General features: G+C 37.6%; 25 protein-coding genes and 1 pseudogene. 21 read left to right on the forward strand and 5 right to left on the reverse strand.

The window, feature by feature from the left end:
* Window positions 1-18 precede the first annotated feature (18 nt).
* From copZ (AC1DIV_RS05335) to AC1DIV_RS05370, 8 genes are all read left to right on the forward strand, one after another.
* Window positions 19-225, forward strand: a complete 207-nt coding sequence (copZ, locus tag AC1DIV_RS05335; protein ID WP_340876965.1) for a copper chaperone CopZ — start codon at window positions 19-21, stop codon at window positions 223-225.
* Window positions 226-344: 119 nt separating this feature from the next.
* Window positions 345-584 carry a copper chaperone CopZ gene (copZ, locus tag AC1DIV_RS05340; protein WP_340876964.1) on the forward strand — a complete coding sequence of 80 codons (240 nt, stop codon included), beginning with the start codon at window positions 345-347 and terminating at the stop codon, window positions 582-584.
* Window positions 585-675: 91 nt separating this feature from the next.
* The gene (locus AC1DIV_RS05345; RefSeq protein ID WP_340876963.1) at window positions 676-3,096 is read left to right on the forward strand and encodes a heavy metal translocating P-type ATPase; all 2,421 of its coding nucleotides are present in this window, start codon (window positions 676-678) and stop codon (window positions 3,094-3,096) included.
* A 27-nt stretch (window positions 3,097-3,123) separates the two neighbouring features.
* On the forward strand, window positions 3,124-3,993 hold the full coding sequence (locus AC1DIV_RS05350; protein ID WP_336864820.1) for a hypothetical protein: 870 nt from the start codon (window positions 3,124-3,126) through the stop codon (window positions 3,991-3,993).
* A 26-nt stretch (window positions 3,994-4,019) separates the two neighbouring features.
* Complete coding sequence (locus AC1DIV_RS05355) at window positions 4,020-4,352, forward strand: (2Fe-2S) ferredoxin domain-containing protein (RefSeq protein WP_336864818.1); 333 nt, start codon at window positions 4,020-4,022, stop codon at window positions 4,350-4,352.
* A 460-nt stretch (window positions 4,353-4,812) separates the two neighbouring features.
* The gene (locus tag AC1DIV_RS05360; protein WP_336864816.1) at window positions 4,813-5,217 is read left to right on the forward strand and encodes a BlaI/MecI/CopY family transcriptional regulator; all 405 of its coding nucleotides are present in this window, start codon (window positions 4,813-4,815) and stop codon (window positions 5,215-5,217) included.
* Window positions 5,217-6,068: a M56 family metallopeptidase gene (locus AC1DIV_RS05365; RefSeq protein WP_340876962.1), complete on the forward strand. Its 852-nt coding sequence runs from the start codon at window positions 5,217-5,219 to the stop codon at window positions 6,066-6,068. Before AC1DIV_RS05360 ends, AC1DIV_RS05365 begins: the two co-directional genes overlap by 1 nt.
* Window positions 6,069-6,181: 113 nt before the next feature.
* The gene (locus AC1DIV_RS05370; protein ID WP_336864812.1) at window positions 6,182-6,421 is read left to right on the forward strand and encodes a hypothetical protein; all 240 of its coding nucleotides are present in this window, start codon (window positions 6,182-6,184) and stop codon (window positions 6,419-6,421) included.
* 210 nt (window positions 6,422-6,631) lie between these two features.
* On the opposite strand, the gene AC1DIV_RS05375 is transcribed toward AC1DIV_RS05370, so the two are convergent.
* Window positions 6,632-7,039, reverse strand: a complete 408-nt coding sequence (locus AC1DIV_RS05375; RefSeq protein WP_336864811.1) for a DUF1259 domain-containing protein — start codon at window positions 7,037-7,039, stop codon at window positions 6,632-6,634.
* Between the two features lie 345 nt (window positions 7,040-7,384).
* Between AC1DIV_RS05375 and AC1DIV_RS05380 the strand changes: the two genes are divergently transcribed.
* The 3 genes from AC1DIV_RS05380 to AC1DIV_RS05390 all read left to right on the forward strand — a co-directional run bounded on the left by AC1DIV_RS05380 (window position 7,385) and on the right by AC1DIV_RS05390 (window position 8,409).
* The gene (locus AC1DIV_RS05380; protein WP_477576024.1) at window positions 7,385-7,456 is read left to right on the forward strand and encodes a histidine kinase dimerization/phospho-acceptor domain-containing protein; all 72 of its coding nucleotides are present in this window, start codon (window positions 7,385-7,387) and stop codon (window positions 7,454-7,456) included.
* Window positions 7,457-7,520: 64 nt separating this feature from the next.
* Window positions 7,521-7,760 (forward strand): ATP-binding protein, encoded by a 240-nt coding sequence (locus AC1DIV_RS05385; protein ID WP_477576026.1) that lies wholly within the window; start codon window positions 7,521-7,523, stop codon window positions 7,758-7,760.
* A gap of 382 nt (window positions 7,761-8,142) precedes the next feature.
* Window positions 8,143-8,409, forward strand: coding sequence for a hypothetical protein (locus AC1DIV_RS05390; protein ID WP_336864809.1), 267 nt, complete (start codon window positions 8,143-8,145; stop codon window positions 8,407-8,409).
* Window positions 8,410-8,913: 504 nt separating this feature from the next.
* Here the strand turns inward: AC1DIV_RS05390 and AC1DIV_RS05395 are convergent.
* Window positions 8,914-9,225 (reverse strand): helix-turn-helix domain-containing protein, encoded by a 312-nt coding sequence (locus AC1DIV_RS05395; protein ID WP_336864807.1) that lies wholly within the window; start codon window positions 9,223-9,225, stop codon window positions 8,914-8,916.
* A gap of 177 nt (window positions 9,226-9,402) precedes the next feature.
* On the opposite strand from AC1DIV_RS05395, the gene AC1DIV_RS05400 reads away from it, so the two are divergent.
* Both AC1DIV_RS05400 and AC1DIV_RS05405 read left to right on the forward strand, forming a co-directional pair.
* Window positions 9,403-11,067, forward strand: coding sequence for a DUF262 domain-containing protein (locus AC1DIV_RS05400; protein ID WP_336864805.1), 1,665 nt, complete (start codon window positions 9,403-9,405; stop codon window positions 11,065-11,067).
* Window positions 11,068-11,762: 695 nt separating this feature from the next.
* On the forward strand, window positions 11,763-12,491 hold the full coding sequence (locus tag AC1DIV_RS05405; protein ID WP_477575925.1) for a DNA-methyltransferase: 729 nt from the start codon (window positions 11,763-11,765) through the stop codon (window positions 12,489-12,491).
* Between the two features lie 220 nt (window positions 12,492-12,711).
* Here AC1DIV_RS05405 and AC1DIV_RS05410 read toward each other — a convergent pair whose 3' ends face one another.
* Window positions 12,712-13,119, reverse strand: a complete 408-nt coding sequence (locus tag AC1DIV_RS05410) for a hypothetical protein (RefSeq protein ID WP_336864801.1) — start codon at window positions 13,117-13,119, stop codon at window positions 12,712-12,714.
* Between the two features lie 528 nt (window positions 13,120-13,647).
* Between AC1DIV_RS05410 and AC1DIV_RS05415 the strand changes: the two genes are divergently transcribed.
* Window positions 13,648-15,897: an AAA family ATPase gene (locus tag AC1DIV_RS05415; protein WP_340876960.1), complete on the forward strand. Its 2,250-nt coding sequence runs from the start codon at window positions 13,648-13,650 to the stop codon at window positions 15,895-15,897.
* Window positions 15,898-16,406: 509 nt separating this feature from the next.
* On the opposite strand, the gene AC1DIV_RS05420 is transcribed toward AC1DIV_RS05415, so the two are convergent.
* Complete coding sequence (locus AC1DIV_RS05420; RefSeq protein WP_336864797.1) at window positions 16,407-17,714, reverse strand: replication-associated recombination protein A; 1,308 nt, start codon at window positions 17,712-17,714, stop codon at window positions 16,407-16,409.
* Between the two features lie 522 nt (window positions 17,715-18,236).
* A pseudogene (locus tag AC1DIV_RS05425) lies at window positions 18,237-18,986 on the reverse strand (AAA family ATPase); the annotation flags it as partial.
* Between the two features lie 327 nt (window positions 18,987-19,313).
* Between AC1DIV_RS05425 and cymR the strand changes: the two are divergent.
* The 7 genes from cymR to AC1DIV_RS05460 all read left to right on the forward strand — a co-directional run bounded on the left by cymR (window position 19,314) and on the right by AC1DIV_RS05460 (window position 26,735).
* Entirely contained in the window at window positions 19,314-19,733 is a 420-nt protein-coding gene (gene cymR, locus AC1DIV_RS05430; RefSeq protein WP_034308657.1) for a cysteine metabolism transcriptional regulator CymR, read from the forward strand.
* Between the two features lie 60 nt (window positions 19,734-19,793).
* The gene (locus tag AC1DIV_RS05435; RefSeq protein WP_048681270.1) at window positions 19,794-20,939 is read left to right on the forward strand and encodes a cysteine desulfurase family protein; all 1,146 of its coding nucleotides are present in this window, start codon (window positions 19,794-19,796) and stop codon (window positions 20,937-20,939) included.
* 29 nt (window positions 20,940-20,968) lie between these two features.
* Complete coding sequence (gene mnmA, locus AC1DIV_RS05440; protein ID WP_252267094.1) at window positions 20,969-22,084, forward strand: tRNA 2-thiouridine(34) synthase MnmA; 1,116 nt, start codon at window positions 20,969-20,971, stop codon at window positions 22,082-22,084.
* Between the two features lie 121 nt (window positions 22,085-22,205).
* Window positions 22,206-22,871 carry a tetratricopeptide repeat protein gene (locus AC1DIV_RS05445; RefSeq protein ID WP_127778432.1) on the forward strand — a complete coding sequence of 222 codons (666 nt, stop codon included), beginning with the start codon at window positions 22,206-22,208 and terminating at the stop codon, window positions 22,869-22,871.
* A gap of 36 nt (window positions 22,872-22,907) precedes the next feature.
* Window positions 22,908-25,313 carry an SF1B family DNA helicase RecD2 gene (gene recD2 / locus AC1DIV_RS05450; protein WP_477575927.1) on the forward strand — a complete coding sequence of 802 codons (2,406 nt, stop codon included), beginning with the start codon at window positions 22,908-22,910 and terminating at the stop codon, window positions 25,311-25,313.
* Between the two features lie 82 nt (window positions 25,314-25,395).
* On the forward strand, window positions 25,396-25,965 hold the full coding sequence (locus AC1DIV_RS05455) for a LemA family protein (protein WP_372464783.1): 570 nt from the start codon (window positions 25,396-25,398) through the stop codon (window positions 25,963-25,965).
* On the forward strand, window positions 25,965-26,735 hold the full coding sequence (locus AC1DIV_RS05460) for a TPM domain-containing protein (protein ID WP_477575929.1): 771 nt from the start codon (window positions 25,965-25,967) through the stop codon (window positions 26,733-26,735). Before AC1DIV_RS05455 ends, AC1DIV_RS05460 begins: the two co-directional genes overlap by 1 nt.
* Window positions 26,736-26,788: the final 53 nt, after the last annotated feature.

Genomic DNA, 26,788 nt, shown 5'->3' on the forward strand with positions numbered 1-26,788 from the left:
AATAAGGAGGAGTAAGAAATGGAGAATGTAATATTAACAGTGAAAGGAATGTCATGTGGGCATTGTATAAATTCAATTGAGGGAAATGTAGGGAAATTAAATGGTGTTCATTTTGTAAAAGTTCACTTAAATGAAGAAAAAGTAGAAGTATCATTTAATTCGAAAATGGTCTCTTTAAAGGGAATTACTGACGTTATAGAAGATCAAGGTTATGATATACAATAATTTTAATAAAGAACGTGCTGATTAAAGCACGATTTCTTCCTAAAATTCATATACTATACCAGGGTATGGTTTGTGTTATTAAAATAGATCATCTAACATAAATTAAGGAGGACAAAAGAATGGAGAATGTAATATTAGTAGTGAAAGGAATGTCATGTGGGCATTGTATTAATTCAATTGAAGGGAACGTAGGAAAAATGAATGGAGTTCTTTTTGTAAAGGTTCACTTAAATGAAGAAAAAGTAGAGGTATCATTTGATCCGAAAGTAGTTTCTTTAAAGGGAATTACTGACATTATAGAGGGCCAAGGTTATGATGTAGAGCTGAGTAAATTATCTAAAGATCAAAGTTGTCACTAAGGAATTGAAAAAACGTGCTGTCTCGTCCCGGCACGTTTTCTTCCCTAAAAATATACCCCACTATAGTATGTGGTGATAGGAGTGTAAGGTTATGAGCGATAAAAAAGAAACAACACTTCAAATAGCTGGCATGACGTGTGCTGCATGTGCAGTGAGAATAGAAAAAGGTCTAAAAAAAATAGATGGAGTAGAGGATGCAAGCGTGAATTTTGCTTTAGAAAAATCAAAAGTAACGTTTGATCCATCCAAATCAAGTGTTAACCAACTTAAAGATAAAGTAGAATCCTTAGGGTATAAAGTGGTTAGTGAAAAAGCGGAATTTGATATATCTGGTATGACATGCGCAGCATGTGCTAACAGGATTGAAAAACGTTTAAACAAGTTAGATGGAATACAAAGTGCAACTGTAAACTTCGCCTTAGAATCAGCCCTTGTAGAATATAATCCTGACGAAGTTTCGGTCCCAGATATGAAGGATGCCATTAAGAAATTGGGTTATCATTTAGAACAAAAGCAAGAAACTACAGGCGAAAAGGTTGATCATAGACAGAAGGAAATTGAGAAACAAACAGGAAAATTCATATTCTCTTCTATTTTGTCCATCCCTTTACTTTGGGCGATGGTCAGTCATTTTGAATTTACCTCTTTTATTTGGCTACCAGAGATGTTCATGAATCCATGGGTCCAACTCGCACTTGCGACTCCTGTTCAATTCTTAGTTGGAGGTCAGTTTTACGTAGGCGCCTTTAAAGCATTAAGGAATAAAAGTGCAAACATGGATGTTTTAGTTGCACTTGGCACCTCTGCAGCTTATTTCTATAGTGTTTATTTAAGCATTTTGTCAATAGGGTCCGATGCACACATGGTGGAATTATATTTTGAAACAAGTGCCGTGTTAATTACTCTTATTATATTAGGTAAGTTATTTGAAGCAAAAGCAAAGGGACGTTCATCGGAAGCCATTAAAAAGCTTATGGGTTTGCAAGCAAAAACAGCCACAGTTTTAAGAGACGGTCAAGAAATGAATTTACCTATCGAAGAGGTGATAGCTGGAGATATCGTTTATGTTAAACCAGGTGAAAAGGTGCCTGTAGACGGAGAAATATTTGAAGGGAGATCTGCCCTGGATGAGTCAATGATTACAGGGGAAAGTATTCCTGTTGATAAAACAGTAGGAGATTTAGTAATTGGCTCAACCATTAACAAAAACGGGTTTCTAAAGGTTAAGGCAACAAAGGTAGGAAAAGATACCGCCTTAGCTCAAATTATCAAAGTAGTCGAAGAAGCACAAGGATCAAAAGCGCCTATTCAACGCTTAGCCGATGTCATCTCAGGAATATTTGTCCCTATTGTAGTGGGTATAGCGATTATTACGTTTCTTGTGTGGTACTTTTTTGTAAGTCCAGGAGAGTTTGCAGTAGCTCTTGAAAAATTAATTGCCGTATTAGTGATCGCCTGTCCATGTGCTCTAGGCCTAGCTACTCCTACGTCCATTATGGCAGGGTCAGGTCGAGCAGCTGAATATGGGATTTTATTTAAAGGCGGAGAACATCTTGAAACCACTCATCGGGTGGATACAGTGATTCTTGATAAAACGGGAACTGTAACAAATGGAAAACCAACACTTACAGATGTTATTCTCTCAAATGGGTTTGAAGAAAAGGAATTTTTAAAATTAGTCGGTACTGCAGAGAGAAATTCTGAACATCCGTTAGCTGAGGCGATTGTTGAGGGGATTAAAGAAAAAGGGATTGAACTAGGCAGCTCAGAACACTTCGAAGCCATTCCTGGCTTTGGAATCGAGTCTAAAGTTGAAACCAAATCCTTGCTGATCGGAACGCGCCGACTTATGAAGAAAAATAACATTGATATTAGGGGTATATTACCCAAGATGGAAAACTTAGAGAAACAAGGCAAGACTGCAATGCTAGTAGCCATTGATAACCAGTTTGCTGGAGTGATTGCAGTCGCGGATACAATTAAAGAAACCTCTCAAAAAGCTATCGCAAGGTTAAAAGAGATGGGTCTGGAGGTTGTTATGATTACTGGAGATAACAAGCAGACAGCTCAAGCAATTGCAAATGAAGTAGGAATTGACCATGTTATAGCAGAAGTCCTGCCTGAAGGAAAGGCAGAGGAAGTTAAAAAGCTTCAAAAATCTGGAAAGATTGTAGCAATGGTCGGTGATGGAATTAACGATGCTCCAGCGTTAGCTACTGCTGATATTGGGATGGCAATCGGTACGGGTACGGATGTAGCAATGGAAGCTGCTGATATCACCTTAATCAGAGGAGACTTAAATAGTATTGCCGATGCCATTTTTATGAGTAAAATGACGATTCGAAATATCAAGCAAAATTTATTTTGGGCCTTTGCTTATAATGCTATAGGAGTTCCAATTGCAGCCCTAGGATTTCTGGCACCGTGGCTTGCAGGAGTAGCAATGGCATTTAGTTCAGTTTCAGTTGTTTTAAACGCACTCAGATTACAAAGGATTAAGTTAAAAGGATAATCTATCTATAAAGAAAGGAGTGTTTTTATGAAACAAAAAAACATGCTAACCTGGGCGATTTCAGCCATTGTTTATCTCGGGTTAGTAATTGGCGGATATACCGTATTTGCAAGCTTGGGCAGTAATAACGATCACACGGATACCCATGCGGCAAATAACGAGGAAAAAGAATCTATTAATGAGCAAGCACATAACGATAATCATACAAGCCAAAAAAGTGATGGTGAGGATACAGGGCATTCAGATCATGTAGATCAATTACAAAGTGAAGTGGTCACAAACGTAAAATATGAAGAAGGTATAATTACCATCGATGTGAAGGATAAAGAGCAAAATTCACCTAAATTAGAAATATCACATGAAAAAATAATGCATTTAATTATTGTAAGTGCAGACTTAGAAGATTATTATCATTTACATCCTGAGGAAAAAGGAAATGGCGTTTATACTCTGAAGTTCGCCCTACCTGAAAACTCTTATAAAGCGTTTGTTGATATTAAACCAAAAAACCTTGCTTATCAGGTTAGTCCGATAGAACTGCAGGTGGGTAAAGGTCATAGTGAACATGAAGGAAATTCATTAAAGGTTGATACAAACTTAACAAAAACTATCAATGAGAAGACAGTTGAATTAAACACTACAGAGCTAGGGATAAACAAAGCTGTGACGTTAAGTTTTGATACGAAAGAGACTACTCCAGAGCCCTATCTGGGTGCTCTAGGGCATGTTGTTATTTTGGATGATATGGGTGAAAAATTTGTTCATGTGCACCCTACATCAGAAGAAAAGACAGTCTTTGAAACAAAATTTGATAAACCTGGGATTTACAAAGTATGGGGAGAATTTAAATTTGATGGTAAAGTCAATAGCTATCCATTTGTTATAGAGGTCAAATAAATTCGAAGAATAAAGGGGAATTTTTTATGAACTTAGATGGGGTTAGCAAACATCTATTAATTTGCAACGGGAAAACATGCACGAAAAATGGAGCAGAAGAAGTAACAGAGACCATTAGGGGAGAATTGAAAAACTTAGAGCTGCAAAAGGAGATCCACACAACAAAAACATTATGTAACGGCCAATGCAAGCATGGTCCAATCGCTGTTCTATATCCACAAGGAACCTGGTATAAAGAAATGAATAAAGCAAAAAGTGAAGAGCTTATTCGTCAATTGAAAGAAGAAAGAAATGTTAATTTAGGCTCTGAACTTTATTACCATGATGGGAAAACATTTAAGAACCATGAGGTTGAGTAAACTGTAACATCTTATATCTTATATCTTATATCTAAAAAGGCGTTTCTGTATAACAGGACGCTTTTTTACTGTAAGAAGTGTCGAGTGACAAATGCAATAATGTCAAATATAAGGTTATAAGGCTATAAGGCTATATATGTAGTCATGGGCATGCTCAAACCCGGCACCGCGAATATAAATACGTGGTGTAGTCATTTCATGGAGGTGGGTGTATGCACAAATGCCGTTGTTGTCTAGGGGTAGGATGTTGTCGATATTGTAGTGGATCAGGTGTCCAACCGGTAGGTAAAGCTTCCTAAATTCTATTTAGACAGGAGCTTGCATAACAAGCTCCCGTTACTTATGCTTACTAGATTGATATAGAGTAAACATTGTTTTATATGTACATTTATTTCACATATAAGTGTATTTCTTTGATAATATAAAATAGGAATGAATTGAAGGTGGTGAAAGTAACCCTATGTGTGAACCCTACTATAAAGTGTTGCCAAAAATCTTAGGTCCTCTTGAATTAGAAGTAATGAAAATTATTTGGTCTAAAAATGAAGCAACAGTTCAGGAAGTCTTGATAGAGTTAAACAAACAAAATAATTATGCTTACACAACGATCATGACGATTATGAATCGTTTAGATAAAAAGGGAATTCTTACACGAAATAAGGTAGGTAAGGGATACCTATATAAAGCTCGTTATAATCAGGATGAGCTAGTTCAACAGACTTCTTCTGAGAAAGTAGAACAAATTCTCGGAAACTATGGTGATATTGCTATTGCACAGTTTGTAGATGCTGTTGGCCATAATCCTGATCAACTAAATAAACTAAAACAGCTCATTCAAAGTTTAGAGAAAGGTGAAAAATCGTAATGCACTTATCTCGCCTGTATAGCACCTACATTGCATGCTCAGTTAGTATCGTAAGTTTATTTTCCCTCTGCTTTTTTGCCTACCATCATGAAAATCAAAGTTTGTGGGATTCAATGCTGATGTGTTGTAATAGTCATTCATGGGAACAAGTATTCAAGCTTTTGTTTATTTTACTATTGGTTGCATGTATATTATTTGTCGTTTATTTTGTAGATGTTATTCAAAAAACAAAACGATTTCTCTCTACTCTAATCCCTTATAAAAGGGGGCAGCTCCCTCAAGAGATAGAAAATTTTCAGCAAAAGTATTCAATCCGAATTCATGTTATTGATGATAAGCGACCTATAGCTTTTACGTATGGATTTATTTATTCTCAAATTGTCATTAGTACAGGTCTTGTTCAGATACTAGATTCAGATGAAGTAAAAGCTGTATTGGAACATGAATATTGTCATTATAAAGACAAGGATCCTTTTAAATTGTCGTTATATAAATGTTTAGCACGCCTATTCTTCTTCATGCCTGTATCTCAAAAAATATTGCAACGTTATGTGACTAAAAAGGAATTAGCTGCGGATACGTTTGCAATTGAACAAGTGGGGCTAAAACCCATAGCATCAGCCCTATATAAATTAATGTCGTATTCTTCGTCCATGCCTTTCTCAACCGTTCATTTTCAAAATGGAGAACTTCAGGATGTTCGTATTGAGTTTCTTTTGACAGGGACATTTTCCATGCCCTTTTTAACTAAAAAAGAATGGATGGTCTCGGTTCTACACTTTATTTTTATTACTTTGATAACAGGATGTGTGTCATTTCTGTGGCATATTATATCTTTCATGCCATTATAAATACTACAAATGTGTAGTAACATATTGACACTATTTTTTTCTTCTACTACAATCAAGTAGTAGATAGAGTGTTTTATAAACTTTGTCCTTATTACATAGAGGAGGGAAGAAATATGAATATAAAAAAAGCGTTTGCGGGATTATCTTTGGTTGCACTAATGGCAGTTGGGGGCACAGTCTTTGCAGCTAGTCCTATGGAACATAAAACGATGAGTGAAGAAGATTGTATGACAATGACTAAGAAAGACTGTATGGAAATGATGAAAAAAATGAGTGAAAAAGATTGTATGGAAATGATGAAAAACATGAGCAAAAAAGATTGTATGAAAATGATGAAAGATATGAAAAAATAAAGAATTATCTATGATGTAAAAAATGAGATGTTTCTTCTGTAGAAACATCTCATTAACATTTATTCTTTAAATTTTAACAACCTTAATGCATTTAATATAACAATTAATGCAGCGCCTGTATCACTTAAAGCTGCCATCCAAAGTGTTAGCCAGCCCGGAAAGATTAAAACTAATGCAATTACTTCAATAAGTTTGCCTTTGATAGTCTGACTACACTTTTAATACTCTAAATGCATCTCTTACTTTTTTGGCAAAATCTAGTGGTGGTTCAACCGATTCAAAGTGCATATACATTGCCCGTGGTTCTTCAAATAACCAGTGATTATGAATAGATGTAACTAAAATGTCCCTTTTTCGAAGTTCAGTTAATAACGGGTTAACTTCTTCTTGTAAAAGAACTGTTTCCCCTAAATTTAACGCATTTCCCCTACTATCAACATTTTCAAACGTAAAAAATTGCGGATTGACTAATGGAGATTGTGTTCTACGGTCAAGAATAGTAAATCTAATATTACGAAACTTTTGTACCAAGCATACCCCTTCTGGAGTAATCATTCCGTCTCCGTTTAAGATTCTTGCAAATTCCTGACATAATCTTTTTCGTTTTTCCGTACTCATAAAAATCCCCTTTCAAAATTTATATTCCACTTTTCTATGAAATTCACGATTATTATATTCATCAGTTTTAATTATTAGACGAGGCTATTAGTTTAATACCCTCAACTTCTAATAATCTAGGTTATATGAACATAAAAAATCCTTCAGAGTATGTTCTGAAGGGGTGAGCCATCGTCTTTCCATTAGATAAAATGCGTGAGCTTACTCAGAAAGTTGCAAAAGGGGATAGCGTGTACAAGCTGATGTTGATAGCAATAACGAAAACGTTGCCTTAGCTCATTCATTTCAAATAAGCCGGGAGTTGGGGAGTATTGAAAGGTTACGCCGGACACATGTCTGGATGTGGTGCATCAACTACGAACACCACTCTCAACTATTCGCGGTTATATAGAAGCTATACGAGATGGATTAACGTAAGAATAGTTACGCATCAGATTGTAACCACGTTTCTCCCCGAATGGGCAATTCTATAAAATTCGATATGGATTTACCTGAGAAGTTTCCAAAGATATGGATCGATCAGGCTTACTTGATCCAAGTTCTTATTAACCTATTTGATAATACTGTTCTTTATACACCGGAAAATGAGTCTGTACATCTTACTAGACAAGAAGATAATGCAATACTGAGATTTCGCTTGACGAATATGGGTGTAGAAATATCAAAGGAAAGTTTATCATTAATTTTTGAAAGGTTTTATCGGGTAGATGAATCTCGTTAAGAACATAAGGGGGAGCATGTATTGGACTTGCTCGTGCCATTGTTGATAAATACGGTGGAACCATTTGGGCGACAAGTGAAAATTATTCTACAACAATATACCCGGAGCTGCCTCTTTCAAATACTTAACTCTTCAAAAAATTACATTGATATATGAAACTATAGGGCCTGAATATTCTTTGAGGAGTGTTATCTTTGCTTGATTTAGCTGATGCTATGGTTACCTTACAGCAACAAATTTATATATCGGTTTGGACCAATGTCTTTATTAATAAAAGTTCATAAAAAATATTATTATTATCCCCTTGTCTCTAGGGTATAAATAGAATTTAATTCAGATACCTTAGTCAGCTAAGAGTAAATGATCGATGGGGGTTAATAAAATGACTTTTAGTAATTCAGCAGATGATTGGAGTAATCAAATTATAAATAAAATAGAGGAATTGAGCATACCAGCTCAGTATTATTTGTTTCGTAATTTTTTAGATAATACATTACATCTATCAAATAATTTAAGCAATAAAACAAGATGGATCCTTATGTACTTCTTAGAAATTGAAGTGAAAACCTTAAAACAACTCGAAATGGATATTTACTATGAGTATTTATTAAATGATATAGAGCTGGAGAAAAAACAAGCGAAATTGTAGCTTAACCAATTTCGGGTTTAGTTCAATTTGGAGTGACAAAGGATAAATTATACAGTTAATTTGGAAATAAGTATGACGGGTGTAAAGGTATATATTTAACACGCTAAGAAAAAATGAGGAGGACCACGACAATCCAATATAAGTGGTCCTTTGGAAATTAAAACACATTCACCTTATAGTTATCTTCTTCTCTTCTCTTAACTTACTTACAAATATCTTCTGTTGAAAATAAGTCCAGTCAAATAATATGTTTTCTTATTAGATACACATCTTTACTATTAGGAATAGGAGCTGTGACAATAGTCTATTAGTGGAGCAACAACAGCAATCTTTATTCAGCTGATTGTTCGATAACAGAAAAATGGCCTTTTATCTGATTTATAGTATTATCCGGAGCATTTCCCCAATAAAAAGATAACAATGTTTCTTTATTTTAAGTACCACAATGTTGTAATATCCTAAGAAAATTCCAAGATTAATAGTCTTTATTAGTATAGATTTTCTTTAACACTGTTTTCCCGATATAAGGGATTCAATCATTTCAGTTATTTTCTGTCTCTGATTTGGTGAAAGTTTTTTTGCAGTATCTATTAAGTTCATCATATCTGCTGAAATATCCTCACTGTCAAAAAAATAAGTAATGGAGGTTTCTAAAGAATTACAAAGCTTTAATAAGGTTTCAATCGATGGAGATTGTGTATTATTTTCTATTCTATTTATAGTAGTTCTATGAACACCTGACAATTCTTCTAAATTGATTAGTGAATAGCTCTTTTCTTGCCTTAAAGTCTTTAATTTTTCCCCTATATTTAACATTATTAAAACCTCTCCATAGTTAATAGAATTCCTATTTATATTTTTGGAATAATCATAACAAAAATTTTTCGAAAAAAAATAAAAAAAGCGCAAACGCTCAAAATATGTTTAAAAATGTGCGTTTATGCACATAATGTATTTATTGTTATTTGTTCCAACTTTAGGAGTGAGGGAAATATGTCAATTGATACAAAGAGATTAAGTATTGGTAAAATGCTCGGAAGTGTTAATGAGGTTTACCGGATACCACTTTATCAAAGAACCTATAATTGGGGAAAGGATCAATGGAATGATTTATGGGAGGATTTGATTAAGCTTGAAGGAGAAGAAACGCATTTTCTTGGTTTTGTTATTACCATTGGTTCGGAACGCAAAAAAGGGTTTAGTTTTTTTGAAGTAGTCGATGGTCAGCAACGCATTACTACTGCCTTAATAGCACTGACAGCCATCAGAGATTTTGCGGAGGAAATAGACAAAGACCGAGCTGGATATATAAATAACTATTTTTTAAAGAGTTCAACAATAGATGACCAAGAAGCTAAACTCATTCTGGGTAGAAAAGACAATAAGGTATTCAAAAGATTAGTGGAGAAACGGGTAACAAAAGACGAGGCTAAATCAGAAAAAATAATTCAAGCATATTTCTTTTTTAAAGAAAAACTTCAAGAAAAAGGTATACAGTGGCAGAATGTGTATACGAGATTATTGGAGTCATTTGATCTTGTTTTAATGGTAACGGATTCCTACTACGATGCATTTAGGCTGTTTGAAACACTAAATAATCGAGGATTGTCTCTTTCTTCAGTGGATTTAATAAAAAACTACCTTCTAAGTACGATCGCTTCTAATGAATCTATGTTGGAAGAATGTATAGAGATATGGGATAGAATTATTGAGAATATAGAAGAAATAGAATCTGTCCGGCATGATAAGGTCCGATTTTTTAGGCACTATTTATTCTCAATTGAATACGGTATAGTCCCTATTCCAAAATTGTATTCCAGATTTCAAAAACTCATTGATAATACAGACGATATTTTAAATCTTGTTGAGGATATATGGCTTAAATCGGAAGTGTACGTAAAGTTGTACAATGGAATTTTAGGTGTAAAAAGAGTTGATGAAAGATTAAATACCTTAGTTCGTATTGAGGCTACAACTTGCTATCCATTGCTAATAAAATGCGTTTCGATGGAACTTAAGAATGAGCAATTATTAAAAATTCTAAAAGCTATTGAAGTGTTCACCCTTAGAAGAAGTATATGCAACATTTCTACTAGGGATATTGACAGGATTTATAATCACCTGTCTTTGGAAGCATTTGATAAAGAAGATCCCATAAACTATATAATTGGGTACTTACAAAAGCGGACCCCGAGTGATACCGAGTTCTATTTGAGTTTCCAAAGTAGAGACTTTACAAGGTCCCCACAGACAAAATATATCTTGGAAATGATTGAAAATGCTTTAACAAACAATACAAAGGAGAAAATGATTAGTTCGAGAACTGATGTTCATATAGAACATATAATGCCTAGGGAATTGCGAAAAAGATCCAAAGTAATTGTTAGCACCTGGGAAAAGGAGCTAGGATCAAGAGCTTCTGAGCATCAACTATTTGTTAATCGTATTGGTAACCTAACTCTTTTGGGAAGTGAATTGAATATTGGGGCTTCAAATAATCCATTTGAAGAAAAAAAACAGAGATATGGTCAGTCCAATATTCTATTAACAAAAGAACTATGTAAGAAAAAGAAGTGGGATTTTGATGAAATCATAAACAGAAGTAAATACCTCGCAGATATTGCAAAGCAAATATGGAGTTTTAAAAATTTAGTATAAAAGAATTCAAAAAAATTTCTTTCACAGGTCTTTCTTTAGCGCAATAGTTACTAGACTATTGTGGTAATTAATAATTTAAGTTGCGGGGCACGGTAGTGAATCCAAGTTATGCCATTTAATCGCTTGGCATAGCTATGTACACGCTCGTTCTGTACATTGTTAATATTTGAAAAAAAACTCTTTAGTGAAAATCGGAGAGTTTTTTATTTAGGGTGCTTATGGAATGTTTCGTTCAATTCTTTAGTTGAAGATTATATCTCAGGATTTCTTCGTCGTATACCCACTTATTTTTAAGTTAATGTGTTAAACATTTTCTAGTGAAACGATGAAAAAAGATTTTACTTAGAATGTTATACGTGTTTTCAAGAAGAAGTAGAAATATAGAGGTGAGGAAAAGGAAAAATAATTACTTTTCGTCAGTAAAGGGGAGATATAACTGCATTATCAAAGTAAATTGCAGTCATACCTTTTTCCCTAGGTGCACTCCTATAAGTAAGCTGCCATCATTGGTAGCTTTTTTAACGGGATAAAAGTTAAAAACCTAAAAAACGCCCTTCAAAGGCTGAGGTTTTGAGAAGAGATAATTAATTTATTAAAGAAGTTTATGTATCCCCTTGTTTTTTATTAGGCATATCGAATTTAATTCAAACACCTTAGTTAACTAAGAGAATTAAATCAGATTGGGGATAAATAAAGTGACTGTACATAGATCAGCAAGAAAATTGAATTTAATAAATGGTGACGCCATTAATGAAATTAAAAAGATTGATAGTAATTCAGTTCATTTAATCTGTACGGATCCGCCATATTTTATATCTAGAAAGACGAATTTTAAAAGTGGCGGTGGTGACCAAAAAAAATATGGTTCTATTTCAATGGAATTTGGTGTATGGGATTTAAAAGAGAATAGTGTAAATTGGTTTTCTCTTTTACAAGAATTTAAAAGAGTTCTAGTTCCAGGCGGAACAATGGTCATTTTTTACGATATTTTTAAAATGAGTGATATATCAAAAGTTGCGGAAAATCTGAAGTTGAAACAACAAAGAATAGGGATTTGGGAAAAAACCAATCCGGTCCCAATAAATGCGAAAGTAAATTATTTGTCAAATTYAAGAGAGTATTTTATTTCCTATACTAAAGGGAAAAAAAGAACATTTAATTCTTATTATGATAAGGCTTCTTATGAATCACCTATAGTTAGCGGAAAAGTGAGATTTCATCCTTGTCAAAAGCCAGTTCCTGTTCTCGAAAAAATCATTGCAACTCATACCAATGAAGGTGAAACAGTATTAGATTGTTTTATGGGTTCAGGATCAACAGGTCAGGCTGCTATAAATCTAAATCGGAACTTTATTGGTTTCGAATTAGATAATACCTACTTTAACCAAGCTTCAAATGCTTTGAAAAAAAATATCGTAAGGTAAATGATGTTGTTGCAGTTGAAACCTATTATAAAATGAGTGTCTATCATACTGTCTTAGGGACAAAACTGTATAGCACCGGGAAGGGGCATCGTAAAACGATGTCTTTCTTGATTTTGAGTGAGGAATATCTGCGAACAAGGGGTAAGGAAAGCAGAAAGACTAACTATCCTTCTCCTATTGTATTCTTAATACTCAAATGGACTTTAGGCATCCATTCAAGTTACCGTATTATATTTTTTAATGATTTTTCTAATGAATTACAATATACTCTAGTTCTTTTAATTCTCTTCAAAATCATAAGAGCTTGTTTAATGATGGATAATTCTTCCTTTTTTATTCTATTCTTTAATTTCCAATAGGCCTCATCACTTAATCTTTCAATGCCAGGAAAATAGAAATCAATACTGCAAAAGCTTTTGTTTTGTTCGTCAAATATGATTTCAACTAGTGAGTTTTCATTATCTTTTATCTTGAAAGTGAAAATTCGAACTGTTTCATCGCATAAGCCACCAAGCACAGGCATTTCAAATTTAGTTGGTTTCCCTATTAAATAATCAAGTTCGATATCATATGGAAGCCTAATGCAATTTAATTCCTTTGGTTGAAATGAAACAATATCTTTGCTCATTTTATTTTTCTCCTTCCATTAAAAAATATGTCTTTCAAAAATTCCGCTCAACATTTCTAATACTTATAGTTTAAATTGAAATGGTTTAAGAGCAATTTTGCGTCTTTCGCATAAGTATTTCTCCTATAAGGTTTAGAACTTCGTTCTGGAGAGTCTTATCTTGATCAGGGATATGTCACCACACCAAATATTAACTTTATTTCCTGTAATTTATATATCTTATATTATACTAAATTGGGATAAAAATAAAACTTTGTATAAGTTAATATATCAATAGTTTGGTTAGTAAGGTTGAAAACTTAGATGGAAAGTATCATAAAATCATCAAAACGAATGCCTTTTTTGAAAAAAAATATAAAAATGCAATTTCAATAACTACCGGTGTATAAATCTGTGATGATCAACTCTTTTTCTTAAGGAGCTCAGATAGAATACTCAACATTTGAATTATTTGTTTTTTATAGGTGTGATCTGAATAATAGGTTAAACTTGGGGTAGTTAAATTAAGAGAGAAGGGATATTAAAATTATGATCACAATTTTGTTCGGGAAAAGTAATTCACAAAATTATCCCATGGCAATCAGACAGGCTAAAAGAAGTGCTGACAACTATACAGAAAGTGATGAAGGAAAGTTTGTTATACATAAGGCTATTTACTCTTACGAAAATTACGTAAAGGCAGAGAAACTTTGGAATACTGTTGGAAATTGGAAGAGTACTGAAATGTATATCCAAGATGAACTGGCTGTAGGAATTCATTTTTTTGAGATTCGAAGAGTCATGGAATGTGCAAAAAATCTAGAACGGTCGCTCTTACCAAATCGGTACTGTGAAGGGCATGATGAAGGGAAAAACGAAAAATATTTTGCATGTAACCAATTAAATAGTGTTGTACGCTATCCAGATATCACGGGTAGATCATATTATAGAGAAGATACTGTTTGGTATCATTATGGAACATTTGATGAGGATTATAAAACTTTTACCATAGATAAAGAAGCTATAAAAACCTTATTAAATAATGAGGCTGATCAAAAAAGAATTTCAATATGTCCACATTTTTCAATTGATCGGATAGATGACTTAATAAATACATTGCCTAATAATATTAACTTGGTAGATCAAGAGGAATATGTAGTTGATAAAGAATCAACACCTCCTAAACTTCGTACAAAAGCAGAATATGAAGCTTTACAAGATTCTAAACAGCCACTATCTTTTAATTATAAACAAGATGAAGAAGAAGAAATAGCACCGGTTGAAACAAATATTAATTTTGAGGATATTGGTGGTTTAGAAGAAGAAATCCGGCGGATTCGTGAAAGTGTAGAACTCCCAATAACACATCCAGAACTTTTTGAACATTATGGTATTACTCCTTATAAAGGAATCTTGTTGTTTGGTCCACCTGGAACAGGAAAAACTTTATTAGCAAAAGCAGTAGCGAATGAGTCTAAAATGAATTTTTTTAAGGTAAGTGGTCCTGGAATTTTTGATAAATGGTTTGGAGAATCTGAGCGAAAATTAAGAGATATCTTTGAAACAGCAAAAAAACAACAACCAAGCATTATCTTTTTTGATGAGATTGATGCCATTGGTTCAAAAAGAACCGAGGATTCAACAAATTCTCATTACAGCAAGATAGTTACTCAACTTTTAACCTTAATGGATGGAATGGAATCACGTGACCAAGTTATTGTTATGGCAGCGACAAATCGTCCAAACAGTTTAGACCCAGCTCTTCGGAGGCCCGGTAGACTTGATACAGAGATTTATATTGGCCCTCCAAGTGAAGAAGGCCGAAAGAAAATACTGGATGTGCATACTAAAAAAATGCCGTTGGATATGTCAGTGAATTTAACAGATATATCGTCTACTTTACATGGTTACGTTGGAGCAGATATAACAGCTCTTTGTAAGGAGGCCGCTTTACAATCTTTAAGAAGACAATTACTTGACGGGAACCTAGAGACTAAAGCTTTGAATGATATGAAAGTAAATTTAGAAGATTTCAAACAGGCTAAAAAGCAAATTGTTCCTACTGCCGGTCGTGAAGTGTTGGCATATACTCCAACTGTTAATTGGAATCATGTAATTGGCTGTTACCGAGTAAAAGAGGAACTTGAGAAAAAGGTAATTAAACCATGGCGTTCTGCAAACCTTTATAGAAACATCAGGAAAACGAAAGGGATTTTATTTAGCGGTCCTTCAGGTACTGGAAAAACATACCTTGCTAAAGCATTAGCCACTGAACTCGGTATGAATGTTATTTCTCTCAAAGGTTCCGATGTATTATCCAAATATCAAGGTGATTCTGCAGGCAACCTTAAAAAATACTTTGAAAAAGCGAGAGAACTTGCCCCTGCTATGATTATAATCGATGAGATAGATGCAATAGCCCCTAGTCGTTTGAAAAATAAAGGGGGAAATGATTTAGTAAATGAACTATTGTCACAAATGGATGGATTTGATGCATTAACTGATGTCTTAGTGGTAGGAACAACAAATTATTTAGACATTCTTGACGAAGCCGTTCTAAGACCTGGGAGATTTGATATCCATATAACTGTCTCGATTGCTAATCTTATTGAAGCTAAAGAATTGGTTAGTTATTATTTAAAGAAATCAGGATTTGAATATGACGCATCTTTGATTGACACTATTGGAAGTAGGGTGAAAACCGGAGCAGAGGCAGAACACATAGTGAATCAAGCTGCTTATGAGGCCATCTGGAGAGATGAACTTATTTTAACGAAACATCACTTTTCTTATAAATAAAGATCATTGGACTTTGATAGATTTGATAAAAATAAAGAAAAACTGGTAAGAATATCACAGATATATTTTTTACCGTTTTACCCGTCGGATAATACCCAACTAACAGGTGACCAAAATGGAAAGATTCCAAGAAGTTGTGGTTTACGTAATTGATCTTCCGTACCAATCCATTAATAAAAGGCCGTAGATGGGATGGAGAAGAATAATATTTGGAGGAGGACAAGAAATAAATAAGTATATTGAAGACCTGGAGGAGGTTTAATCCAAAAACTTCAAAGAATCCATCTTTTCTCCCTTCGAGGAATTGCCATTCTAACTGTCTTACAATGTTAAAGTTATTAAGATTCGAGAATGATTCAATAAATAAATGTATAAGGACCACTTTCTAATAAGAAGTGGCCCTTTTTCTGTCTATCAAAAAAAAACAATAAATTTCCATTTCTCAAATTGCAAAAATGCTTCTATATATATATTCCAGATTTAATGTGCTATTTAGAATTTTTGAAATATCACTCTTTATTCCCTTTTAGCTGTTCTAGTCTTTCGTATACTTTCTGAAAATGTTTTTCTTGTCCATTTTGTTTTGGGTGGTAATACTTTCTGCTTAACAATTCGTCAGGTAAATATTGCTGATTAACCCATGACTTGGGATAATCATGAGGATATTTATATCCATGGCCATGCCCCAAGACAGCAGCCCCCTTATAGTGAGCATCCCTTAAATGCAATGGTATTTCTCCATATGTTCCATTTCTTACATCTTCTAGGGCTAAATCAAGGGCTTTATAAGCACTATTTGTTTTTGGAGATAAGCATTGTTCGATAACAATATTAGCAAGTGGAATACGAGCCTCGGGAAGACCAAGCCTTTCTACTGCATCTACCGCAGCAACAGTTCTTACACCCACTTCCGGAGCTGCTAGTGAAATATCTTCATATGCAATTACTATTAATCTACGGCAAATTGAAATTAGGTCCCCTCCTTCAATTAGACGAGCTAGATAGTGCAAAGCTGCCGTAGTATCACTTCCCCTAATTGATTTTTGTAGCGAAGAGAGTAAAGAATATAAAATATCCCCACGCTTATCATGAGAGAACCCCTTGTTTTGTACACATTCCTTAACTAAATCTATTTCTACGACTATACTGTTATCTTCATTAACTTGCGACGCATATACAACTTCTTCAAGAACATTTAAAGCTGAACGAGCATCGCCATTGGTTGAAGTTGAAATAATTTCAATTGCTTCGTCCGATATGTTAATATCTTGCTTTCCAAGTCCTCTTTCATCATCAGATAAAGCACGGGAAAGCAATTCTTTAATATCTCTAGGATTTAACGCTTTAAGTTCCTTAATTTGTCCACACCGACTCCGAATAGCAGGATTTACATCATGGAAAGGATTTTCCGTGGTAGCTCCAATCAAGGTAATTAATCCTTTTTCTACATGTGGTAAAAGGTAGTCTTGTTGAGCCTTATTAAATCTGTGAACTTCATCAATAAATAAGATTAGTTTACCTTCTATTTTTGCTTGCTCAACTGCGTTTTCCATATCCTTTTTACCAGCAGTTGTAGCATTAATTGATATAAAAGGTATGTTAACTGTTCCGGCTATCGCTTTAGCTATTGAGGTTTTTCCTACCCCTGGCGGTCCATAAAGTAAAGTAGAAGGAACAAAACCGTTAACAATCATTTTATATAAAGCAGTATCTTTTCCAATTATATGTTTTTGCCCAGCTATTTCATTAATAGTTCGTGGTCTCATTTTATATGAAAGGGGCATATTATTCTCTTTTTGTATATCGAATAGGTCCATTCTAAAGTATTTCCTCCTTCATTTAAAACTTATACATTATTATAACTTACATACGGAAATCCTTGAAAAAACAAAAAACTAAATGTATGGGTAACAACTACATCCTCGCGAAGTAAATATACCTTAAGAAATTTAGACATATCAAGAATTAGATTAGGGCCAAATACAATATATGCAATATGAATTCCGGTCTATTAGTGATTTTTAATAGTGTTTGGTTTTATTGTTAAGAAAATCAGAAATTTGTCAATAATGAATTCAAGAGAGGGTTATGTAACAATCTTAGTCATAATAAGATAAACCAAGAAGGTAATTTTTTTATTTAAATGCGAATGGTTGAGGAAGTGTAGAAGTCTTTTTATTATTTTAACTTAAAAAGAACACTTAGGTGTTGTAGTGTTTATAATCCTAATTATTAGTATAATTAATCTCAAAAACAATATATTTTCAGTGAGGAAAATATATATTCCCTTTGGTAATATTGAATTTGTTATTAAATCTCATATAAAAATGTACATATACTTTTTGGAAAGCCGACAGAACATCATAATGGGCATCTCCATCCTTGTCATGCGAGAAGCTTTTTTTCTGCATGCATTCCTCGGCAATTTGCAGATCTATATGAATGGTTCCGGACTCATCGGGTTCTGTGGAAATGACGGCGAGCTCAAGTGCGTTAAGGGCACTGCGGACATCCCCGTTCGAAGCAGTCGCGAAATGGGTAAGGGCATCAAAGCTGACCTCGGTTTTATATGCACCAAGTCCCCGCTCTTCATCATGAAGTGCCCGTTCCAGCGCTTTGGTTATATCATCGGTTACCAATGATTTGAGCTCGAAAATCTGGCACCGGCTTCTGATGGCCGGATTGATGGCATGATAGGGATTGCTGGTCGTTGCACCGATCAGGGTGATCATCCCGTTTTCAAGATAAGGCAATAGGAAATCCTGCTTTGCCTTATCGAGCCGATGAACCTCATCAAGCAGCAAAATCACTTTACCGGACATTTTAGCTTCGGCTGCCACGATTTCCATATCCTTTTTATTATTGGTCACCGCGTTCAGCGTCCGGAACGCAAACTTCGTGCTTCCGGCAATCGCACTTGCGATCGATGTCTTGCCAATTCCCGGTGGACCATACAGGATCATGGAAGAAAGCTGCTTGGCTTTCACCATCCTAGCGATAATTTTTCCTTCACCGACCAGATGCTCCTGCCCGATGATCTCATTAATCGATCGAGGCCGCATCCGGAAAGCAAGCGGTTTAATATTCATTGCGCACCTCTCCTTTTTATATAAGGTATCACAACTGATGGGGGGAATGCGCTGATTATGCTATAAAAAGAGGGGTGATTTCCTATTATGGCAGTCTCTTTGGGAATTTAATGTGTGCTGTAGGGTTATCAATCGATTTAGCCTCACGAGCGAATAATTCGATCTAGCCCCTCGATCGGTTTACATTTCATTCTTTATTTTCCCTTTTCCTACCTCTCCAATTAGGATAATTTGACAAAGGAAGGGCGGGTGAATGCATTTCCGGCGGGAATATGCTATAATTTCAAAAGAATTTAGAAACGGATAAATAATTTGAGGTGTATATGTATGAAGATATCTACTAAAGGCCGTTATGGTTTGACGATCATGATCGAGCTTGCTAAACATTATGGAGAAGGCCCGAAGAGTTTGAAATCGATTGCCCAGACGCATAATTTGTCGGAGCATTATTTGGAGCAGTTGATTGCGCCGCTTCGTAATGCAGGGTTGGTGAAGAGTGTCCGCGGTGCGTATGGCGGGTATGTCCTGTCTAAAGATCCTCAGGAGATTACTTCAGGTGATGTCATTCGTGTTTTGGAAGGGCCGATTACGCCTGTTGAGGGAATTGAGGATGAAGAGCCGGTGAAGCGTCAGCTTTGGATCAGGATTCGCGATGCCGTGAAGGATGTATTGGATAATACGACGCTTATGGATTTGGCGAGCTACAAGGATACGGGTGAAATCGATTCTTATATGTACTATATTTAATTGATTAGCAATGCGCCTCTTATGTAGGCGCTTGCGTTTTTTAATGGAGGCGACAAAAAAGTGGACAGAATATATTTAGATCATGCTGCGACTTCACCGATGCATCCGAATGTGATCGATACGATGATGAGGGTCATGAGCAATGATTTCGGAAATCCGTCGAGTATTCATGCTTTCGGACGGGAGGCGCGGCATGTTTTGGATGAGGCGCGTTCGAGTATTGCAGCGAGCATCGGTGCCGGGCGGAATGAAATCATTTTCACGAGCGGCGGAACCGAGGCTGATAATACGGCGATCATTGGTGTTGCGAATGCTTATAAAGAACAAGGGAAGCACATCATTACGACGGAGATTGAGCATCATGCGGTCTTGCATACTTGCCAATACCTAGAGAAGTCTGGCTTTGAGGTCACATATTTACCTGTGAATGAAGCGGGGCTTATTTCAATTGCCGATTTAAAGGCGGCATTGAGGGACGACACGATTTTGGTTTCGGTCATGTTCGGCAATAATGAGGTGGGTACGATCCAGCCGATTGCTGAAATAGGGCAGGTGCTCAAGGGTCATCAAGCCATTTTCCATACGGATGCGGTTCAGGCATATGGTTTGATCTCTATCGACGTTCGTGAGTTGGGTGTGGATTTGCTGAGTGTATCCGCGCATAAAATCAACGGTCCCAAGGGAATCGGCTTTCTTTATATTCGTGAAGGATTGAAGCTGAATCCGCATTTATATGGCGGGGAACAAGAACGCAAGCGCCGTGCTGGTACGGAGAGTGTGCCGGCAATTGCCGGTTTTTCAGAAGCTGTTTTAATTGCACAGAGCACGATGGAAAAGAAAAAGGAGCAATACAAGCGATTCAAAGACGTATTGCTTGCCGTCTTTGATGAGGCGGATGTACAATATGAAATTAACGGATCCATGGAACAGTCGCTGCCGCATTTGCTGAATGTCAGTTTTCCGGGTACGAATGTGGAATCGATGCTCGTAAATATGGACTTGGCAGGTGTTGCTGTATCGAGCGGATCCGCTTGTACAGCCGGGTCAATCGATCCGTCGCATGTGCTTGTGGCGATGTTCGGGAAAGATTCGGAGCGGACGAAGAATTCGATTCGTTTCAGCTTCGGTTTGAACAACACGGAAGAGGAAGTAAGGCAGGCGGCTGAAACCACCGTTAAAATCGTTAATAGATTAGTGAGAAGATAATTCTTACTTTAAATAAATGAGGTGACAGAATGAGAAAAGCACCACAGGACACCCGCGTCGTCGTGGGTATGTCAGGAGGCGTGGATTCTTCTGTGTCAGCCCTGCTATTGAAGAATCAAGGCTATGATGTGGTCGGGATTTTCATGAAGAACTGGGATGATACAGATGAAAACGGAGTCTGTACGGCAACGGAAGATTACAATGATGTAATTGCCGTTTGTAATCAAATCGGCATCCCTTATTATGCAGTCAATTTTGAAAAGCAGTATTGGGATAAAGTTTTCACTTATTTCTTGGATGAGTATAAAGCGGGCCGTACCCCTAATCCGGATGTAATGTGCAATAAGGAAATCAAGTTCAAGGCTTTTCTTGAACATGCGGTAAGCCTTGGTGCCGACTATGTGGCTACAGGTCATTACGCACAGGTTGAATACCGGGATGGCGAATACAAAATGCTGCGCGGTGTCGATAATAATAAAGATCAAACGTACTTCTTGAACCAGCTTACTCAAGAACAGTTGGAAAAAGTCATGTTTCCGCTTGGACATATTGATAAGAAGGAAGTCCGTGAAATTGCGAAAGAAGCGGGTCTTGCCACGGCAACGAAAAAAGATTCTACAGGGATCTGTTTTATCGGTGAACGCAATTTCAAAGAGTTTTTAAGCAATTACCTCCCAGCTCAGCCAGGTGATATGGTCACGATGGATGGCAAGGTTATGGGCAAGCATGACGGATTGATGTATTACACGATCGGTCAGCGTCACGGTCTGGGAATTGGCGGCAGCGGCGATCCTTGGTTTGTTGCGGGAAAAGACTTGAAGCGCAATGTACTGTATGTGTGTCAAGGCTTTGATAATGATGTGCTGTATTCCAATTCCCTTCGTGCAGTGAATGTCAGCTGGGTAGCGGAACAGGCGCCTGCCGATGAATTTACATGCACGGCAAAATTCAGGTACCGTCAAGACGATAGCGGTGTTAAGGTGAAGGTCTTGGACAATGGTGATGTCGAAGTCATCTTTGACGAGCCAGTCCGCGCGATCACACCTGGACAAGCAGTCGTATTCTATGATGGTGAAGTGTGCCTTGGCGGCGGTACGATTGATGAAGTATTTAAAAAAGGTGAAAAACTGACTTACGTAGGGTAAAATAAGCATGTCCCCAGCTGTGTTTGCGGTTGGGGACTTCTTTTGGATTGCGGGTGACCGCCTGAATTCGACCACTGGCTTATGCTATACTTTTTAATATAAAAATGGAGTGTGAATGGATATGGATAAGAATCAACAAGGTATTGAATTTATGCAGCAAGGGAAATACGAAGAAGCGGCGAAAGTTTTTAATGAGGCGATCGAGGAAAATCCGAATGAGCCTGTTGCTTACATAAACTTTGGGAATGTATTGACTGCCGTGGGTGAAACGGATAAAGCGGTCAAGTTTTACAAAAAGGCGATCGAGCTGGATGAAAATGCAGCAGCGGCGTACTATTCATTAGGAAACTTATATTATGAATCCGATTCTAAACTGGTCGAAGCGAAGGATATGTTTGAAAAGGCCATCCGTCTGGGACTGGATAACAGCGATGCTTACTTCATGCTTGGATTGACATTGATGGCATTGGATCAACCGAAATTGGCGATGCCTTATCTGCAGAGAACGGTGGAGCTGAGCCCTGAGGATGTTGATGCAAGATTCCAATATGCGTTATGTCTTGCTAATGCGGAATTGTATGATGAATTGATCAATCAACTGAATAAAGTTGTGGAACAGGATCCTGGCCATGCGGATGCTTATTATAATTTAGGTGTTGCGTTTGCAGGGTATCGCGAGGATGCGAAAGCCGCGATGGTTTATTTTGATAAGGCTTTGGAAGCACAGCCTGACCATATGCTTGCTGCGCACGGTAAGAAACTGTTGGAAGAAATGAATGCTGAGTAAATAAAAAGCATATGCATGGAAAGGTGGGGAGAAGAGTTGAGCCAGCAAGATTCGTTGGATTTGTTTTCAGAAGAGAAAATGTTCATGAAAGGCAGTCATTTAGTGACGATCTTTCATAATGAAGAAAATATGTACTCGGTTGTGAGAATTCGTGTGCATGAAACGAATCTGAATTATGAAGAGAAGGAAGCGGTCGTAACAGGTTATTTTCCAAGGATGCATGAAGATGAGATCTATATTTTTTATGGGGCCATGAAGGAACATCCGCGTTTTGGCCTTCAATTTCATGTAGAGCATTTTCGCAAGGATCTGCCTCAATCCAAGGAAGGTATCGTCAGTTATTTATCAGGTGACCTTTTCAAGGGCATTGGGAAAAAAACAGCCGAAAGCATTGTTGAGACACTGGGTGAAAAGGCCATTTCAAAAATTCTGGCTCAGCCTTCGCTGCTTGATGATATCCCGAAGCTATCAGGGGAAAAGGCAAAAGGCCTCTATGATACATTAGTCGAGCATCAAGGTCTGGAGCAGGTGATGATCGCCCTGAATCAATATGGCTTCGGTCCGCAGCTGTCGATGAAAATTTATCAAATGTATAAGCAGGATACGATCACGATGGTTCAGGGAAATCCGTATAAGCTCGTAGAGGATATTGAAGGGATTGGGTTTGGACGGGCGGATGAGCTTGGGCATCAGCTGGGCATTTCCGGCAGCCACCCCGACCGAATCAAGGCTGCGTGCTTGTATACGCTTGAATCCCAATGCCTCCAGGACGGAAATATCTACATAGAAGCCGAGCAGCTTTTGGAAGCGGTCAAACGGCTGCTGGAGGAAAATAAGCGGGATCGCATTGAGTTCACCAACATTTCCTCGGAAATAATCGAATTGACGCAAGAGGGGAAAATAGTTGTCGAGGATCAACGAATTTATCCGCCTTCGCTATTCTATTCGGAAAAGGGAATCGTGATGAACATCAAGCGGCTGCTTGCTCAAACCGAGTATGAGGACCAGTTCCCCGAATCGGAGTTCTTGCTGGCACTTGGGGAGCTGGAAGAGCGTCTGGATGTTTCCTATGCCCCGGCCCAAAAGGAAGCGATCCAAACAGCCCTGCAATCACCGATGTTAATCTTGACGGGGGGACCGGGTACCGGTAAGACGACAGTCATTAAAGGCATCGTTGAGCTATATGCAGAGCTGCATGGTGTATCCATGGACATTAACGATTATAAAAAAGAAGGAAGCGATCCCTTTCCATTCGTACTTGCGGCTCCTACTGGCCGTGCAGCGAAACGCATGGCCGAGTCGACGGGGCTCCCCGCAGTTACGATCCACCGTTTGCTGGGGTGGAACGGGAGTGAAGGCTTTTCCCATGATGAGGATAATCAGCTGGATGGCCGTATCGTGATCATCGATGAGGTTTCGATGGTGGATACGTGGCTGGCCCATCAATTGTTTAAAGCTCTGCCGGAAAATGTCCAAGTGATATTGGTTGGTGATGAAGATCAGCTTCCATCTGTTGGCCCTGGGCAGGTTTTAAAGGATTTGCTTGCATCGAATTGTGTACCGACTGTCAGTCTCGAACATATATATCGTCAAGCTGATGGGTCATCGATCATTGAACTGGCCCATGAAATCAAAAAAGGAAGGCTTCCGGATGATGTCACGAAACAGCAGGAAGATCGATCGTTCATTCGCTGCCAAACCAATCAAATCCCCCAAGTAATCGAGAAAGTGGTTGCCAATGCCAGGACGAAAGGCTTCACGGCCAAAGATATACAGGTGCTGGCTCCCATGTATAGAGGGCCTGCCGGAATTGATGCACTGAATAAAATGCTTCAGGAAGTGTTCAATAGCAATGCGAATGAAAAGCGGCGGGAAATAAAATTCGGAGATGTGATATATAGAACCGGAGATAAGGTGCTTCAACTGGTGAACCAGCCAGAGGAGGGTGTCTTTAATGGCGATATGGGGGAAATCGTGTCCATATTGTTCGCTAAAGAAAATACCGATTCTGTCGATAAAGTGATCATATCGTTCGAAGGCATCGAAGTGACTTACACGAAGCAGGATTTGAACCAGATTACACATGCCTATTGCTGCTCCATCCATAAGTCGCAGGGAAGTGAATTCCCCATCGTCATTTTACCTGTAGTGAAAAGTTATTACCGGATGCTCCGCCGTAATTTATTGTATACGGCGATTACCCGCAGTAAAAATTTCTTGATCCTATGTGGTGAGGAAGATGCATTCCGTTTAGGGATCGAGCGTAATGATGAGATGCGCCGGAAAACGACTTTGCGTGAAAAGCTGCGGGAGATCTTGAGTGAAGAAGGAATGCCTGTTGAAAAGGGAGAGGTTCATCAAGAGGCAAGTTATCTTGATATTCTTATGCATGCCGACCCGATGATCGGGATGGAGAATGTCACGCCATATGACTTTATGTAGGTTCTTTTTGATTAATTTTGTTTAAAATTCATGGTTTTGGTGGAACTAATAAGGATATAACTTATATGTGAGCAGGGGGGATTTGATGAAAAAAGGTTGGATAATCGGGATAGTCGTTGTCGTTCTACTAGTCATTTATGGCGCATCTTCCTACAACGGACTTGTAAGTGCCAGTGAAGACGTCGATAATAAATGGTCACAGGTGGATAACCAATTAAAACGAAGAGCGGATTTGATTCCGAACCTTGTTGAAACGGTGAAGGGGTATGCCTCGCATGAAACGGAAGCCATTAAAGCGGTGAGTGATGCACGCTCGAAGCTGGCAGGTGCCAATTCGACCGAAGATGCAATTGAAGCCGATCAAGAATTGAGCGGGGCCTTGAGCCGTCTTTTGGTTGTTGTCGAGAACTATCCGGACTTAAAGGCCAATGAGAACTTTAAGGGTCTCATGGATAGTTTGGAAGGAACGGAAAATCGGCTGACGGTAGCACGAAAAGACTATAATGATGAAGTTACCAACTATAATAAGATGATTAAACGCTTTCCGAAGAATATGATGGCAGGAGCGTTCGGGTTCGATGCCAAACCATATTTTGAAGTGACCGATCAAGAAAAAGAAACGCCAAAGGTTGATTTCGGGAGCGATAAATAATGAAAAAACTCGCTGTGTTTGCGCTATTCTTCATTCTTACGTTCAGTTTAGCAAACGTGGCCGCAGCACAACCTAACATTCCTGAACCAGTTGGGGATATATATGTTCAGGACTTCGCCAGAGTCCTGGATGATCAGGAAAAATCCGAACTCATCGAACTTGGGAAACGATTGGATGATGCCACAAAAGCACAAATTTCCGTTTTGACGGTTGATTCGATGGAAGGATCCGAGATCGAGGAGTACTCGGTCGAGGCATTGAGATCATTCAAGCTTGGTGATGCCGAGCTGAATAATGGAGTCCTTATCGTGCTGGCCATGGAAGAACAGAAAATCCGTATTGAAGTGGGGTACGGTTTGGAAGGGGCCATTACCGATATAAAATCTGGACAGATTTTGGATGATGTGGCTATCCCCGCGCTGAAAGAGGGTAAATATGATGTTGCCCTGACGGAGACCTATAAGGCTGTATATAACGACGTCACGAAAGAATACAACCTAGGTGACGAGTTTTATCAAGATCTCTCCGTTCAGCCCGAGTCAGAAACCTTTCAGCCATCAGGTTTACAGATTTTCCTCATTATCATTGTCGTCATCATCGTATTCATCCTCGATGCCAAGTTCTTTAAAGGGTTTTTCCTTCAAACGCTAATCAATATCCTTTTGATATTCATAAGTCGCGGAGGCGGCGGCCGTGGAGGCGGCAGCGGCGGTCCCCGGGGCGGCGGCGGAGGAAGTTCCGGTGGCGGAGGTGCCAGCAGGGGCTGGTGAAAACAGGTGGATCTGACCGGGAAACCGGTCTTTTTTTTATGTATGGCCCCTGT

The sequence above is a fragment of the Peribacillus sp. 05N428 genome, assembly GCF_056397085.1.